This window comes from Streptomyces sp. NPDC101490, assembly GCF_044767145.1.
Taxonomy (GTDB): domain Bacteria; phylum Actinomycetota; class Actinomycetes; order Streptomycetales; family Streptomycetaceae; genus Streptomyces.
Window position 1 is genome coordinate 861,768 of sequence record NZ_JBIWNI010000001.1, and the last position, 15,794, is coordinate 877,561.

At 72.8% G+C, this 15,794-nt stretch carries 11 protein-coding genes; 4 read left to right on the forward strand and 7 right to left on the reverse strand.

What is annotated here, in order from left to right:
• The first annotated feature begins 153 nt into the window (after positions 1-153).
• On the forward strand, positions 154-1,140 hold the full coding sequence (locus ACIRQY_RS03435) for a LysR family transcriptional regulator (RefSeq protein WP_351784048.1): 987 nt from the start codon (positions 154-156) through the stop codon (positions 1,138-1,140).
• 108 nt (positions 1,141-1,248) lie between these two features.
• On the forward strand, positions 1,249-2,613 hold the full coding sequence (locus ACIRQY_RS03440; RefSeq protein ID WP_403922130.1) for a carbohydrate-binding protein: 1,365 nt from the start codon (positions 1,249-1,251) through the stop codon (positions 2,611-2,613).
• A 196-nt stretch (positions 2,614-2,809) separates the two neighbouring features.
• Here ACIRQY_RS03440 and ACIRQY_RS03445 read toward each other — a convergent pair whose 3' ends face one another.
• The 4 genes from ACIRQY_RS03445 to ACIRQY_RS03460 form a co-directional block, all read right to left on the reverse strand.
• Positions 2,810-4,219 (reverse strand): GH1 family beta-glucosidase, encoded by a 1,410-nt coding sequence (locus ACIRQY_RS03445; RefSeq protein ID WP_403922132.1) that lies wholly within the window; start codon positions 4,217-4,219, stop codon positions 2,810-2,812.
• Between the two features lie 61 nt (positions 4,220-4,280).
• Complete coding sequence (locus tag ACIRQY_RS03450; protein WP_403922134.1) at positions 4,281-5,144, reverse strand: carbohydrate ABC transporter permease; 864 nt, start codon at positions 5,142-5,144, stop codon at positions 4,281-4,283.
• Positions 5,141-6,106 carry a carbohydrate ABC transporter permease gene (locus tag ACIRQY_RS03455; RefSeq protein ID WP_403922136.1) on the reverse strand — a complete coding sequence of 322 codons (966 nt, stop codon included), beginning with the start codon at positions 6,104-6,106 and terminating at the stop codon, positions 5,141-5,143. The genes ACIRQY_RS03450 and ACIRQY_RS03455 overlap by 4 nt, the downstream gene beginning before the upstream one ends.
• Before the next feature lie 329 nt (positions 6,107-6,435).
• Entirely contained in the window at positions 6,436-7,761 is a 1,326-nt protein-coding gene (locus ACIRQY_RS03460; protein ID WP_403922138.1) for an extracellular solute-binding protein, read from the reverse strand.
• Positions 7,762-8,277: 516 nt separating this feature from the next.
• Here ACIRQY_RS03460 and ACIRQY_RS03465 point away from each other — a divergent pair.
• Positions 8,278-11,049 (forward strand): glycosyl hydrolase, encoded by a 2,772-nt coding sequence (locus ACIRQY_RS03465; RefSeq protein ID WP_403922140.1) that lies wholly within the window; start codon positions 8,278-8,280, stop codon positions 11,047-11,049.
• 83 nt (positions 11,050-11,132) lie between these two features.
• On the opposite strand, the gene ACIRQY_RS03470 is transcribed toward ACIRQY_RS03465, so the two are convergent.
• From ACIRQY_RS03470 to acpS, 3 genes are all read right to left on the reverse strand, one after another.
• Complete coding sequence (locus ACIRQY_RS03470; protein ID WP_403922142.1) at positions 11,133-12,155, reverse strand: LacI family DNA-binding transcriptional regulator; 1,023 nt, start codon at positions 12,153-12,155, stop codon at positions 11,133-11,135.
• Positions 12,156-12,350: 195 nt separating this feature from the next.
• Entirely contained in the window at positions 12,351-13,322 is a 972-nt protein-coding gene (locus ACIRQY_RS03475; protein WP_403922143.1) for an endonuclease/exonuclease/phosphatase family protein, read from the reverse strand.
• Between the two features lie 629 nt (positions 13,323-13,951).
• Positions 13,952-14,449: a holo-ACP synthase gene (gene acpS / locus ACIRQY_RS03480; protein WP_351784068.1), complete on the reverse strand. Its 498-nt coding sequence runs from the start codon at positions 14,447-14,449 to the stop codon at positions 13,952-13,954.
• A gap of 115 nt (positions 14,450-14,564) precedes the next feature.
• Here acpS and ACIRQY_RS03485 point away from each other — a divergent pair, with 115 nt between their 5' ends.
• Positions 14,565-15,650: a branched-chain amino acid aminotransferase gene (locus ACIRQY_RS03485; protein ID WP_403922146.1), complete on the forward strand. Its 1,086-nt coding sequence runs from the start codon at positions 14,565-14,567 to the stop codon at positions 15,648-15,650.
• Positions 15,651-15,794 lie beyond the last annotated feature (144 nt).

Genomic DNA, 15,794 nt, shown 5'->3' on the forward strand with positions numbered 1-15,794 from the left:
CCCGCCCCCCGCCCCCCCCCCCCCCGCCCGGCGCGCGCCCCCCCCGCCCCCCGTCGCGCCGGGGGGCGGCCCCGCCGGGGGGGGGGGGGCGCCCCCCCCGCCCGTTCCCGCCTTGGTATGGACCGCCAGGGCCCTGGGCGTCAAGCTCTTTACATGGATTTGGAACTGAGGCACCTCAAGACGATCCGGGCCATCGCGGACGCCGGGAGTCTCACCCGCGCCGCCACGCTCCTCGGACTCGCCCAGCCGGCCCTCAGTGCCCAGCTCAAACGGATCGAACGGGCCCTCGGCGGGGCCCTGTTCGAGCGCGGCCGGGAAGGCGTTCGGCCCACCGCACTCGGTGACCTCGTCCTCGAACGGGCCCGGGTGGTGCTCCCCGCCGTCTGCGAACTCCAGGAGGAGGCCGTCCGGTTCGCCCGGCAGGGCGCCGAGGGATACCGGCTCGGCGGCACCCACGGACCACTGCTCGGCGGCCTGGTCGACCGGATCGCACGCACCGACCCGGGCGCCCTCGTCTCCACGTACACCTCCTGGTCCGAGCGCGAGATCGCCGGCGGGGTGGTCTCCGGGCGGCTGGACTTCGCGCTGGTCGGGGTCTGCGGCGAGAGCGGCCCGCCCGAGGCCGGACGGCTCGCCTGGACCGAGGTCGCCCGCGACCCGGTGTACGTGATGCTCGCCGCCGACCATCCCCTCGCGCCCCGCACCGAGATCCACCTCGCCGAACTGGCGGCGGAGGCATGGACCGACGTCCCCGGCGACGGCTGCTTCGGCGACTGCTTCGCCGCCGCCTGCGTACGCGCCGGATTCACCCCCGCCTGCGTCTACGAGACGGACACCGCCTCCTGTGTGCACCTGGTCCGTGTGGGCCGGGCCGTCGGACTGTGCCGGGCGACCTTCCCCGCCACCCCCGGCATCGTCACCCGGGCCCTGGCCGGTGCCCCGCTGCTCTGGCGCCACCTCCTCGGCTGGCACCCCGAGGGCCGCGCCGCGAGCCGCGCCGCCACCGTCCTCGGACACACCAGGGCGGCCCACGCGGAAGCCCTCGCGGCCAGCTCGGGACGCGCCACCGCCCCGGAGGCGCAGCTCCTGGCGAACGGGGAGGGGCCCGCCCCCGAACCCCGTACGGGCATAACGCGATGACAGGGGCCGACCGGTGACTCCCGCGGCCCCGCCGGGGTCCCTACGGTTCGAGCATCCCCACCGGGACCGGGAGACCGGCACCGGGAACGCCGTACCGAGGAGACCCCCATGCTCCGACGACACGCCCGCGCGGCGTGTACCGCCCTGGCCGCCGCCGGAATGGCGCTGGCCGGACTCCAGACCGGCACCGCCACCGCGGCCCCCCACGACCGAACCCCCCACCCCGCCGCACGGTCCGCGGCGGGCGCGCTCGGCGTCGACGCCACCCGCCCCGAGGTGCTCCGGGCCATGGAGCGCGACCTGGGCCTCAGCCGCGCCCAGGCCCTCACCCGGCTGACCAACGAGGCCGAGGCCGGGGCGACCGCCGCCCGGCTCCGCCAGGACCTCGGCGGCTCCTTCGCGGGCGCCTGGCTCGACGGAGCCGACGCCGGACGGCTGACCGTGGCCACCACCCGGGCCGCCGACACCGCCGCGATACGCGCCACCGGGGCGACCCCCCGGCTCGTCCCGCACGGACTCGCCGTCCTGGAACGCGCCAAGGAGGCCCTCGACCGGTCCGCCACCGCCGACGCGCCGGTCCGCTACGTCGACGTCCGCGCCAACGTCCTGGTCGTCGAGGAGGCACGGGCCGGAGCCGGAGCCCGCCTGGTCGGCGCCACCGGCGTCCCTGCCGCGCTCGTCCGGGTCGTCCGCACGACGGAGGCACCGCGCCCGCTGTACGACATCCGGGGCGGCGACGCGTACTACATGGGCGGCGGCGGGCGCTGCTCCGTCGGCTTCGCCGTCACCCGGGGCACCACCCAGGGCTTCGCCACCGCCGGACACTGCGGCCGCGCGGGCACCACCACCAGCGGCTTCAACCAGGTCGCCCAGGGCAGCTTCCAGGGCTCCGTCTTCCCCGGCAACGACATGGCCTGGGTCGCCGCCAACACCAACTGGACCTCCACCCCCTACGTCAAGGGCTCCGGCGGCGCCAACGTCCAGGTCACCGGCTCGGTCCTGGGCGCCGTCGGCTCCTCCGTGTGCCGCTCGGGCTCCACCACCGGCTGGCACTGCGGGACGATCCAGCAGCACAACACCAGCGTCACCTACCCGGAGGGCACCATCTCCGGGGTGACCCGTACGACGGTCTGCGCCGAACCGGGCGACTCCGGCGGCTCGTACATCTCCGGCAGCCAGGCCCAGGGCGTCACCTCGGGCGGCTCGGGCAACTGCTCCAGCGGCGGCACCACCTTCTTCCAGCCGCTGAACCCGCTGCTGCAGAACTACGGCCTGACCCTGAAGACCTCGGGGACCGGCCCCGGCCCCGGACCCGGCGAGCCGGAGCCCGGCGGCACCTGGTCGGCGGGCAAGGTGTACGCGGCCGGTGACGTCGTCACCCACGGCGGCGCGAGCTACCGCTGCCTCCAGGGCCACCAGGCCCAGACCGGCTGGGAACCGTCGAACGTCCCGGCCCTGTGGCAGCGCCTGTGACGAGGACCGCCCGATGACCGGGGGCGCCGCGGGCCCGAGGGGGGTACCGCGGCGCCCCCTCCGCGGACCGACCCGCTCGGGCAGGGACCGATCCCCTCCCGAAGAGACCGGCCCCCTCCCGAAGAGACCGGCCTCCTCCTGGAGGGACCGGCCCTCTCCGGGCAGGGACCGGCCGTCTCCCGACTCACCGTCCGTCTCAGACCGGGCCGTCCGCCAGACCTCCGCGCGCGATGACCTCCGCGTACCAGCGGGCGCTGTCCTTGAGGGTCCGGCGCTGGCTCGCGAAGTCCACGTGCACGATGCCGAACCGCTTGCTGTAGCCGTACGCCCACTCGAAGTTGTCGAGGAGCGACCACAGGAAGTAGCCCCGGACGTCCGCGCCGTCCGCGAGGGCCCGGTGCACCGCCGTCAGATGCGCGCGCAGGTACGCCACCCGCTCCGGGTCCTTCACCCGGCCCGACGGATCGGCGTAGTCGTCGTACGCCGCACCGTTCTCGGTGATCACCAGCGGGACGCCGGGCAGTTCGTCCCGCAGCCGGACGAGCAGCCCGTGCAGCCCGTCCGCGTCCACCGGCCAGTCCATGGCGGTACGCGGACCCGGCACCGGCTCGAAGCGGACGTGCCGCTCGGCCCCCGCCCACGGCGAGGGCGACTCCGAGGAACCCGCCGCCACCACGGACGGCGCGTAGTAGTTGATGCCGAGCGAGTCGATCGGCGCCGCCACCGCCGCCAGGTCCCCGTCCCGTACGAACGACCAGTCGGTCACCGCGGCCGTGTCCCGGACCAGGTCCTCCGGGAGCCGCCCGTGGAACACCGGGTCCAGGAAGAGCCTGTTCCCGACCGCGTCGATCCGGCGTGCCGCGTCCACGTCCCCGGCCGATCCCGAACCGGCGCGCACCGCGTGCAGGTTGAGCGTCAGCGACACCTCCGCCGTACCGGGCAGCGCACCGCGCAGTGCCCGCGCGCCCAGCCCGTGCGCCAGATTGAGGTGATGGGCCGCCCGCAGCGCGGCGACATCACTGGTGCGGCCCGGGGCGTGCACCCCGTTGCCGTAGCCGAGGAACGCCGCGCACCAGGGCTCGTTGAGCGTCGTCCAGGTCGCCACCCGGTCACCCAGCGCGTCCGCCATGATGCCCGCGTACTCGGCGAACCGGTACGCCGTCTCCCGCTCGGGCCAGCCCCCGGCGTCCTCCAACTCCTGCGGCAGGTCCCAGTGGTAGAGCGTCACCACCGGCCGGATGCCCGCGTCGAGGAGCCGGTCCGCGAGCCGCCGGTAGAAGTCCAGGCCCTTGCGCACGGCGGGACCGCGTCCGGTCGGCTGCACCCGGGGCCAGGAGACCGAGAAGCGGTAGTCGGTCACCCCGAGCCGTCCCATCAGGGCCACGTCCTCGTCGACCCGGTGGTAGTGGTCGGCGGCGATGTCACCGGTGTCGCCGTTGCGGACCTTCCCGGGCGTCCGGCTGAAGGTGTCCCAGATGGACGGGGTCCGGCCGTCCTCGGCGGCGGCGCCCTCGATCTGGTAGGCGGCGGTGGCGGTGCCCCAGCGGAAACCCGCGGGGAAACGGAGGACGGTCGTGCGGTCGGTACGGGCGTCGAGCGCGGTCATGAGAGGGGGACTCCCTGGGATGAGAGGTCGGAGGAGGAAGGGGCGGCGCTGCGGCGGGAGGTCAGCCCTTGACCGCGCCCTGCATGATGCCGCCGACGATCTGACGGCCGAGGAGACCGAAGACCAGCAGCACCGGCAGCGTCCCGAGCAGGGCGCCCGCCATGATCACGGACTGGTCGTGCACATAGCCGCCGCCGAGCTGGCGCAGGGCGACCTGCACGGTCGGCTCGGACGAGGTGAGGGCGACCACCGGCCAGAAGAAGTCGTTCCAGGAGGCCATGAAGGTCAGCAGCCCGAGCACGGCCATGCCGGGCCGCGCGATCGGCACCACGATCGACCAGAAGATCCGGCCCGTGGAGGCGCCGTCGACCCGCGCGGCCTCGATCAGCTCGTCCGGGAGCGACTGCACCAGGTACTGGCGCATGAAGAACACCCCGAACGCCGACACCAGACCCGGCAGGATCACCGACTGCAGCTGGTTCACCCAGCCGAGTTCGGCAATCAGCATGAACAGCGGGATCACCCCCAGCTGCGGCGGGATCATCATCGTGCCCACGGTGACCGCGAGGAGCGCGCCCCGGCCCCGGAAACGGAGCTTGGCGAAGGCGAAACCGGCGAGCGTGCAGCACAGCACCGTGCCGAGGGTGACCGAGCCGGAGACAACGAACGAGTTGACCAGGGCCTTGCCGATGTCCGCCTCTTCGAGGACCGCCTCGAAGTTGCGGATCAGGTTCGGGCCCGGCAGGAGCGTCGGCGGGACCCGCGCCAGATCGGCGTTGGACCGGCTCGCGGCGACGATCGTCCAGTAGAAGGGGAAGGCGGAGACCAGGACGGCGAGGACGAGGATCCCGTACGCCAACGGCCCCGCGTGCAGGGTGCGGCCCGCCCTGGCGGCGCCGGGTCGCCGACGCGCCTGCGCGGTCATCGACCGGCCTCCTTACGGGAACGGCGGCGCACGATCAGGGCGTTGAGCCCGACGAGCACCACGATGAGCAGGAACATCACCCAGGCGATCGCGGCGGCCCGGCCCAGATGGAAGAAGCCCCAGCCCTGTTCGTACAGGTAGAGGCCGAGCGTCTGGTACTGGTGGGAGATGCCGCCCGAGACCGACCCTTCGAGCAGCAGCGGCTCCCCGAAGAGCTGGGTCGCACCGATCGTGGAGACGACGACCGTGAACAGGATCGTGGGCCGCAGCCCCGGCAGCGTGACGTGGAAGAACTGGCGCCACCGCGAGGCGCCGTCCATGGCGGCGGCCTCGTACAGCTCGTTCGGGATCGACTGCATCCCCGCCAGGTAGATCAGCGCGTTGTAGCCGGTCCAGCGCCAGACGACGATCGTGGACACGGCGATCTGGGAGGCGACGGTGCCGTTCTGCCAGTCGACGGGACCGACCCCGACGACCCCGAGCAGCTGGTTGACGAGGCCGAAGTCCCGGCCGAAGAGCTGAGCGAAGACGAGGGTCGCGGCGGCCACCGAGGTCGCGTACGGCAGGAGGACCGCCGTGCGCAGGAAAGTCCGGCCCCGCATCCGGTAGTTGAGCAGATGCGCCAGCCCGAGTGCCATCACCAGCTGCGGCACGGTGGACAGCACACCGATGGTGAACGTGTTCCGGAGCGCGGTCCAGAAGTACTCGTCCCCGAAGAGCGCGGTGTAGTTGCCGAGCCCCCGCCACTCCATGGTGCCGGGCGTCTGGAGCTCCACCCGGTACAGCGAGACGTAGGCCGTGTAGAGCAGCGGGAAGAGACCGAAGGCGGCGAACAGAGTGAAGAACGGAGCGATGTAGGCGTACGGCGACAACGTCTGCCAGGCACGCCGGACAGGACCCCGCCGCACGGGCGGCGGGACGGACCTCGGCGGGGCCGGGGACGCGGGTGGGGCGAGGGTCACGGTGCGGCCCTTCGAAGGGAACGGGGACACGGGGCGGGATCGCGGCAGGAGGGCGTGAGGGGGTCGGGGGACGGGGTGCGTCGGGGCCTGTGATCCGGTCGCGGCGTGCGGATCAGGGGAGCAATACCGCTTCGGCGTCGGGGAGTTCCGTCGGACCGGTGCCGGGCGGCGCGGCGCGAGGGGCGGGGAAGGGGCGCGGCCCGGGGAGCGGGAGGGCTGCCGGAGTCGCGCTCCGGCGGTGCGGTGCGGTGCGGGCCGTGGGCAGTTCGCGCGGTCACCGGACGCGCCGGTTCCGACGGGAGCCGCGTCCCGGCCCTGCGGGCGCGGCGTCAGCCGATGGTGTTGGCGACGCCCTTCCTCGCGTTCGACCACGCCTTGTCGGGCGAGACCCCCTTGCGCTCGACCTCGCTCAGCGCGTTGGTGATCTGCTGGGCGATGTTCTGGTCGTGCACGCCGAGCACCTGGACCGGGGCGGCCTTCGCCGCGTCGCCGAAGATCTGCCCGATGGGCGCGCCCGAGAAGTACGGGTCCCTGGCACCGGCGACCTTGTCGATCGCGCCCGTCGCCGACGGGAAGTTGCCCTGCTTCTCGAAGAGGCGCCGCTGCTGCTCGGGTGCGGTGAGCCACTTGATCAGCTCGTACGCCTCCTTCTTGTGCTTCGCGGCCCTGGGTACGGTGAGGTAGGAGCCGCCCCAGTTCCCGGCGCCGCCGGGCAGCGCGGCGATGTCCCACTTGCCCTTGCCGCTCTCACCGGCCTGGCCCTTGATGTAGCCGAGCATCCACGCCGGGCAGGGGATGGTGGCGAAGGACCCGGCCGCGAACGCCTGGTTCCACTGCGGGGACCACTGGTCGAGCTTGGCGCTCAGCCCGTCCCGGGCCGCCTTCACAGAATGGTCCCAGGCGGTGCGCAGGGCGGGGTTCTCCTCCCAGATCAGTTTGCCCGAGGCGTCGTAGTACCGTTCCTTCTCCTGACCGATCATGATCGAGTACAGGCTGCCGACGCTGTCGAGCCAGGCGCTCCTGCCGGGCGCCTTGGCCTTGTACTGCTTGCCGAGGGCCAGATAGCCGTCCCAGGTCGCCCATTTCTTCGCCAACTCGGCCCGATCGGTGGGGAGTCCGGCCTGCCGGAGGAGGTCCGTGCGGTAGCACATGGCCTCGGGGCCGACGTCGGTGCCGAGGCCGAGGACCTCGCCGCCGCGCCCGGTGGCGGCGGCCCACTTGGCCGGGGCGAACTCGTTCCTGAGGCCCTCGGCGCCGTACTTCCTCAGATCCTCGAACTTGTCGGACTGCTGCTGGGCGACGGAGGCGATCCGGCCGACCTCGACACCCTGCACGTCCGCGAGGCCGCCGCCCCCGGCGAGCCGGGTCTGGAGGGACTTCCAGTAGTCGTTCTCGTCCTCGGTGTCGGTCTGCTTGACGGTGACGCCGGGGTGGAGCTTCTCGTACTCGGCGTACAGACCCGCCTCCTTGTACCCGAAGGAGCCGAACAGGTCCACGGTGAGGGTGATCCGGCCTCCCGCTCCGTCGGCGGCGCCGCCCCCGGAGGATCCGCAGGCGGCGAGCAGGGTCCCGGCGAGCGTGACCGCGCCGAGACGGACGGCGTTTCTTCTGGCCGGGGCGGAACGGACGGTGATGGCGGCTCGGGCGATGGGCATGGGGGAAGCCTCCTCGGCTCCGGAAGCGGGCGGGGCGGGACGGACGGGAGCGCCCGAAGGCGGCCCCTGGGGAGCGGATCGATGGGATTGAGCGACTGAGAGCGCTCTCAACCATGCGGGGGAGCGTGCCCGTGAAGAAGGCGATCCGTCAAGGCTCGAAGGCGTAACGGACGAGAAGCGGTGTCAACTGCCGCTTGTGTTCACTCTCTTGACACGCGTGTTTCGACGGTTCTACGTTTCCGGCGTTCTGAGAGCGCTCTCGACAACACTCGAAGACGAGCGACGACCACCGAAGACGGCCGTTGGCCGACGGCCGACGGCCGACGACTGAAGGCCGACGACTGAAGGCCGACGACCGACGGCCGAAGACCTGCGACCGAAACCTGCGACCGAAGTCCGAAGGCGACCGAAGGTGCCGGGAGGCCACCGGGGACTCCTCGCGGTCCTCCTCCCGTGCGGTCGCCTGCCCGTGTGTCCCCGTGCCCCCACTCGTCCCGACGACATGAGGTGCCGCACATGCCAGCCCCCCGCACCAGGCCCGCCGCCGCGCTGGTCCTGGTCTCCGCCCTCGCCGCCCTCGGGCTCGGCCCCGCCGCGACCCCGGCCGTGGCCGCCACCGTCCCCGCGGGCGCCGGAAGTTACTCCGACACCCGGCCCGCCGGAGCCTCCGGCCCGACAACGAACACCGGCGCGCCGGTCACTCCCAAGGTCACCGCCGCGGCCCAGGGCAAGCCGGTCCCGACCAACGACTGGTGGTCCTCCCTCGCCTTCCAGCGGTACGGAGACAACCCCTGGTCCACCCCCATGTACGGCCATCCGCTCACCTACCAGGCCGTCGCCGGGGGCCTGGAGGTCGGCTATCCGACCAGCCCCGCGATCGTGGGCGACGGACGCCAGTACGAGTTCCCCCACAAGCGGGACCTCACCCTCGGACTCACCGGCCTGAACTCGCCCGACACCAAGGCCGACGCCTGGTCCGACTGGACCGTCACCCCCTACTGGTCCGACGGCACCCGCACCCTGCGCACCACCATCGGCCACGGCCTGCCCTTCGTGTACGCGAAGGGCACCGGCGGCGACGCCCGGATCACCACCGCCGCGCCGCCCGCCGTCTTCGCCGACCAGGGCAACGTCCTCGGCATCACCGTCGCCGGCCACCACTACGCCCTCTTCTCGCCCACCGGCACCGACTGGACCGTCTCCGGCACGACCGTCACCGCCGGGCTGGGCGGCCGGGACTACTTCTCCGTCGCCGTCCTGCCGTCCACCGACGCCCTCGCCACCTACCGGAAGTACGCGTACAGCTTCGTCACCGGCTCCACCGTGAACTGGGCCTACGACGCCGGAACCGTCCGCGCCACCTACTCCCTCACCACCGAGGCGAAGGAGGGCGCCGAACGCGGCACCCTCCAGGCGCTCTACCGCCACCAGTGGCTGCACACCACCGACCCGCTCACCCCGTACACCTACGTCTCGCCGCGCGGCACCATGAAGGTCCGCGAGGCGGCCTCCTTCAGCACCTCCCAGCGCTCCGCCGCCGTCCTGCCCGCACTGCCCGGCGGCACCGGAGCCGACACCACACGACTGCGCGGCCATCTCGCCGAGGTGGCGAACTCGGCAGACCCCTTCTCCGGGGCCGTCGACACCTACTGGACGGGCAAGGCGCTGGGCAAGCTCGCCCAACTGGTGCCGCTCGCCGACCAGATCGGAGACACCGCGCTCCGCGACAAGCTCCTCGGCCAGATGAAGGGGCGCCTCCAGGACTGGTTCACCGCCGGGGGCGCCAACGAGTTCTCGTACGACCGCGTCTGGAAGACCCTCACCGGATACCCGGCCTCCTACGGCAGCGACACCGAGCTCAACGACCACCACTTCCACTACGGCTACTACGTGTACGCCGCCGCGATCGTCGCCCAGTACGACCCCGGCTGGGCCGCCGACTCGGCCTGGGGCACCATGGTGAGGACGCTGGTCCGCGACACCGCCAACCCGAGCCGCACCGACACCGCCTTCCCGTTCCTGCGCGGCTTCGACGTCTACGCGGGGCACAGCTGGGCCAGCGGCCACCAGGGTTTCGCCGCCGGGAACAACCAGGAGTCCTCCTCCGAGTCCACCAACCTCAGCGCCGCCCTCGTCCTCTGGGGCTCCGCCACCGGCGACACCGCGCTCCGCGACCTCGGCGCCTACCTCCTCACCACCGAGGGCGAGGCCGTCGCCCAGTACTGGTTCGACGCCGACCAGCAGGTCTTCCCCGGCTCCTTCGCCCATGACACCGTGGGCATGGTCTGGGGCAGCGGCGGCGCGTACGCCACCTGGTGGACCGCCAACCCCGAGGAGATCCACGGCATCAACGTCCTTCCCGTGACCGGTGGTTCGCTCCATCTCGGCGGACACAAAGCGGCGATCCGGCGCAACATCGCCGAGATGGAACGCGAGAACGGCGGTCCCGCCGTCGAATGGCGGGACATCCTGTGGGAGTTCCAGTCCCTTGCCGACCCCGCCGCCGCCAAGGCCAAGTGGGACGCGGGCAACGCCGGATACACCCCGGAGGCGGGCGAGTCCAAGGCCCACACCTACCACTGGCTCACCGCCCTCGACACCCTCGGCGCACCCGACGCGACCGTCACCGGCTCCGTCCCCACCTCCGCCGTCTTCACCAAGGGCGCCACCCGGACGTACGCCGCCCACAACCACGGCTCCACCACCCGCACGGTCACCTTCTCGGACGGCAAGTCTCTCTCCGTACCGCCCCGTTCCACCGTGACCGGCACCGGCACGGGCGGCCCGGGACCCGACCCCGAGCCCCCGACCGGGAACACCTTCCAGCTCCGCACCGGGGGGACGCTCACCACGGCCACCGGCACGACGGCCGTCAGCGACACCGTCCCCTCGGCGCAGGGCGGGACCTACGACGGAACCCCGAACCGGCCCCTCGTCTACCAGGCCCGGAACGTCGACGGCACGCTCAGGAGCGGCGGTTCCACCGCCTTCCGCCTCCAGGTCGACGCCGGTACGGCCGTCGGTCTCGGCCAGCAGGCCAGGATCAGCTACGACTTCACCGGCGACGGCACCTTCGACCGCACCGAGACCTACCAGTACTTCGCGACCGACCCGGTGGCGGGCTGGGAGGAGTACGGCCAGGCACGCGGACTGCGGTCCACCACCGGCACCCTCGCCGACCTGCGCGGCGGCACCGTCCGCCTGGAAGTGTGGAGCGCCATCGGGAACGCCGACTCCCGGCTCCAGACGGGCACGGACCGCTCGGTGCTCGTGATCCCGTACGGCTGACCGCACGGCGCGGAGGGAAAGGGGCGGCGGCCCGGGGGAGACACCCCGGGCCGCCGCCCTCGCCCGCTGGTGTGCGCGGGTCCTCAGGCCGAGGCGCGGCGGACCAGGGACGTGGGGGTGATCACGGAGGCGGGGACGCCGGGGCCGGTCCCGTCGAGGAGCCTCATCAGCAGCCGCACCATCAGCCGGCCCATGCCCTCCACGTCTTGGTGCACCGTCGTCAGGGCCGGGTCGGTCCTGCGGACCACCGACGCCATGTCGTCGAAACCGACCACCGCCACGTCCTCCGGCACCCGCAGCCCCCGCTCCCGCAGGGTCAGCAACGCACCGGCCGCCATCAGGTCGTTGGCGGCGAACACCCCGTCGACGTCCGGCCGCCGGTCGAGCAGCTCCGCCATCGCGCGCGCACCGCTCTCCTCGGTGAAGTCGCCCTGGCACAGCAGGGCGGGATCGGCGTCGACGAGGACGTCGCGGTAGCCGTGCAGCCGGTCGAGGGCGGACGTCTGGTCCTGGGGCCCCGAGAGGTGCGCGATGTTCCGGCGGCCGAGACCCACCAGATGCCGTACCGCCTCCCGGGCGCCGCCACGGTTGTCGCAGTCGACGAACGGCACCCCGGGGGTCCCCGGCGCCGGACGCCCGCCGAGCACCACGGGGACCCGGGCCCGGCCGATCACGCCGGGCAGCGCGTCCTCCCCGTGCAGGGAGAAGGCGAGCGCCCCGTCGACATGCCCCCCGCCGAGATAGCGGGCGATCCGGTCGTGATCGCCAGGACCCTCCGCCCAGAGCAGCACCAACTGGGCGTCGTACGAGGTCAGCTCACGACTGATGCCCCGTACCTGCTGCTCGAAGAACGGGTCGGAGAAGATCCGGAACTCGGGCTCGGCGATGATCACCGCCACCGCGCCGTTGCGGCGGGTGACCAGGGTGCGCGCCGCGTGGTTGGGCACGTAACCGAGTTCCTCGACGGCCCTGCGGACCTTCTCGACCAGTGGGGCGCGGACACCCGCACCGCCGTTCACGACCCGGGAGGCCGTGGCGCGGGACACGCCCGCGCGCGCGGCGACGGCTTCCAGCGTGGGGCGTGACCCCGTGGTCTGCTCGGACAAGTCGGGCGCTCCTCGGCTGCGTCGCACGGCGGGCGGCCGTGCGCGCCCCCGGGGGATGATATCCGCAGCCCCGGGCCGCTGAGAGCGCTCCCAGAATCGTGTGGCGGGATGGGTCGACGTCCCCTGTGCGGTGGGTACGGCGAAGCCCTCCGTACGGAGGGCTTCGCCCCACCGGTCGGGGTTACCGGGGAGTGGTCAGCCGAGCCAGTCGGCCGCGCCGCGCACCATGCGGTGGTCCGTCACCCTGTTGTCGAGGGGCATGGAGTCCCCGACGATGTGCTTGAAGTGGCGCGAGCTGAAGAAGATGTAGTCGATCTTGCAGTCGGTCAGGGTCTCCGGCACGGTGACGGGCGGGCAGCCGGGGCCCGTGAACGTCGGCTCGCCACCACGGCAGAGCGCGGTACCGGCCGCGCACGCCGGGGTGTTGCGGGGGTTGTTGTCGGTCTGGTCCGCCTCGTCGAAGACGCCCTCGGCGCCGCCGCCGAGCGCGGGGCGGTAGAAGCCGTCCATGAAGTTCTCGTTGGGGAACCCGTTGAAGTCGCCGCCCAGGACGACCGGGGTCCCGGCCCGCTCCCAGCTCTCGGCCTGTCGGCGCAGGACCGCGGCCTCGGCGTCACGCAGGGAGTTGTTGTCCCAGTACAGGTGGATGGAGCAGGCCCAGCTCAGCCTGGACCGGTAGAGGCTCTGCACGCAGGGGACGCGGATGAGCTCCCTCTCGTTGCTCTGGGTCAGCTCGATCGTCGCCGTACGGACGACGGTGCCCTTGACGAAGACGGCGACGCCGTACGCCTGGCCGCCACAGACCGTCGCCTTGTCGGTGACGGTGGCGGCGAAATTCCCGCTGAATCCCAGGGGAGCGAGCTTGGCGCCGAGTTCGTCGTACTGCTGCCGGCAGACCTCCTGGAGATGGATCTGGTCGGCCTTCCAGGGGCCGGACGCCTCAGCGACGACGGCGGCGATCCGTCGCGCGTTGCTGTAGCCCCCCGGGGCCGGACCCTTGCGCTCGGGGCAGGAGTGGCCGCAGATGTTGTAGGTGACGTACCGCAGGCTCTGCGGAGTGTCGACGGGCACGGTGTCGGCGGCGGCAGGCGTCGGGAAGACGAGGGTGGTGAAGAGGAGTGCCGCCGCGGTCGCGAGCGTCGCGGCAAGCGTTCTGAGACTTCTCACAGAGGTTTCCTTAGGGACGGTGACGGGCTCTCGGGGTGGCCGAAAGGCGATGGAGGGCCGTGGTGTGCTCCGTACCGAGGGGTGGCTGCCGAAGGGTCGTGGGGGCGCACGGCCGCCCGGTGCCGGGCGTGCGGGTCCTGCGGAGGGCCGGTCGGTTCCCTCTGCCGGGGTGGTGGTTGCGGGGTGCCGATGCCCCGTGCGGCTGCGCGTCTCTCCACGCCGGACTCAACGCGGTGTACGGCCATAGGAAGCGATGTATGACGGACTTTCCGGGGCAGATCGTCCTGATGGTCCCTTGAGGGGCTGTGAGTACCCCGTGCCAGGATCCACCGCGTGACGGTCTCACTCGAAGCCGTGGTGCCCGTTCTCAGGCAGGCGCACACCTCCGCCGTCTACGCCGAACGGGGCGCCGACCAGGACCCCGGGGCCGTCGGCGACGCGCGGGGAACCGCGGGGGAAACGGCGGGTGTCCTGAACCGGACCCGGACCGAGTTCGGGGGCTGCGCCGACGGCCCCGGCCGGGCGCGCACGACGGCTGCCCCGGCCCGTGCGCCCTGCTCCCGGGACACCGTCGGGCGTCGGCCCATCAGGCCCGGCCGGGGCCCCCGGGGTCGTGGTCCGGCACCGGGTCAGTCCTCGTACAGTCCTGCCACGAAGGCGTGGGCCAGGGTGCGGGTGTGGGTGAGGGTGATCAGCCAGGAGCGCACCCCGGCCTCCTCCGCGAGCGCGGCGGCGCGGCCCGTCAGTCGCAGCGAGGGGCTGCCGGACGGGTCGCGGACCACCTCGATCTCGGTGAGGACGGAACCGTTGAGGCCCACCCCCAGCGCCTTGAGCACCGCCTCCTTGGCGGCGAACCGTACGGCGTACCGCTCGGCGCAGTCCGCCGGGATGCCGCAGTAGGCGCGTTCCTGCTCGGTGAACACCCGCTCCGCGAAGCGAGGTTGACGCTCCAGGACGGCCCGCATCTCGTCCACCTCCACCAGGTCCGTGCCCACGTTCAGGACCCGTCTGCCGATCAGGGCGCGGGCCGCCCGCGCCGCCGCCTCCCCGACGTCCCGGCCGCTCTCCCCGAGACTCCCGTCGGCCTTCCGCGCGGCCTCGCCGCCGCTCATCGATCCGATCATCATGCCAAGATCCAACTCTCTTGCTCCGCCGCGCGATCGGCCGATATGGTGCCGTGCCGTCACCCATGATGGAGCACGCGCGCGCCGATACCGAGCGCCGACCGAGAGGGTCCCCGCGATGAGTCTGCGGTTCACGCTTCAGTCCCACCCCCGTCCCGCCGGTCCCGAGCGGCGCGCCGAGATCCTGGCCGACCCCAAGTTCGGCCAGTACTTCACCGATCACATGGCCCGCGCGGTGTGGACGGAGGACGGCGGCTGGGGCGACGCGGCCGTGATTCCGTTCGCCCCCATCCCCATGCACCCGGCGGCGGCGGTCCTGCACTACGCGCAGGAGATCTTCGAGGGGATGAAGGCCTACCGGCACGCGGACGGGTCGGTGTGGACCTTCCGTCCGGAGGCCAACGGGGAACGGTTCGCGCGCTCGGCCCGGCGCCTCGCCCTGCCGGAACTCCCGGTGTCCGCGTTCCTCGAATCGGTCACCGAACTCGTCAGGGCCGACCGCGACTGGGTGCCGACCGGTGAGGAACAGAGCCTGTACCTGCGCCCGTTCATGTTCGCCTCCGAGCCCTTCCTCGGGGTACGGCCCGCCGCCGAGGTCACGTACATGGTGATCGCCTCGCCCGTCGGCCCGTACTTCTCGGGCGGGGTGAAGCCGGTGTCGATCTGGCTCTCCACCGACTACACCCGGGCCGGGCGCGGCGGTACGGGCGCCGCCAAGTGCGGCGGCAACTACGCGGCGAGCCTCGCTCCGATGCGGGAGGCCGCCGAGCACGGCTGCGACCAGGTCTGCTTCCTGGACGCGGCGGAGGGCCGGTACGTCGAGGAACTCGGCGGGATGAACCTCTACTTCGTCACCGACGACGGCAGGCTCGTCACCCCGGAACTGGGCACGATCCTGGAGGGCGTCACCCGCGCCTCCATCCTGGCCCTCGCCAAGGAGGCGGGCCTGGAGGTCGAGGAACGGCCCGTGCCGATCACCGAGTGGCAGGAAGGGGCGCGGACCGGCGCGATCCGGGAGGTCTTCGCCTGCGGCACCGGCGCCGTCGTCACCCCGGTCGGACGGCTGGTGTGGGACGGCGGCGAGGTCGTCGCCCCGGACACGGGCGCCGAGGACTCGGTGACCATGCGGCTGCGCCGCCGACTGGTGGACATCCAGTTCGGCCGGGCGGAGGACCCGCACGGCTGGATGCACCGCCTCGTCTGAGACACCTCGTCCGAGACGACGCTCCCGATGGTGCGCCGCGTCCGAGACCGCGCCCCGACGGTCCACCTCGTCCGGGACCGCGCTCCCGACGGTGCGCCCCGTTCGGGACCGCGCCCCGACGGTCCGGCGGCTGCCCGCCCCGGG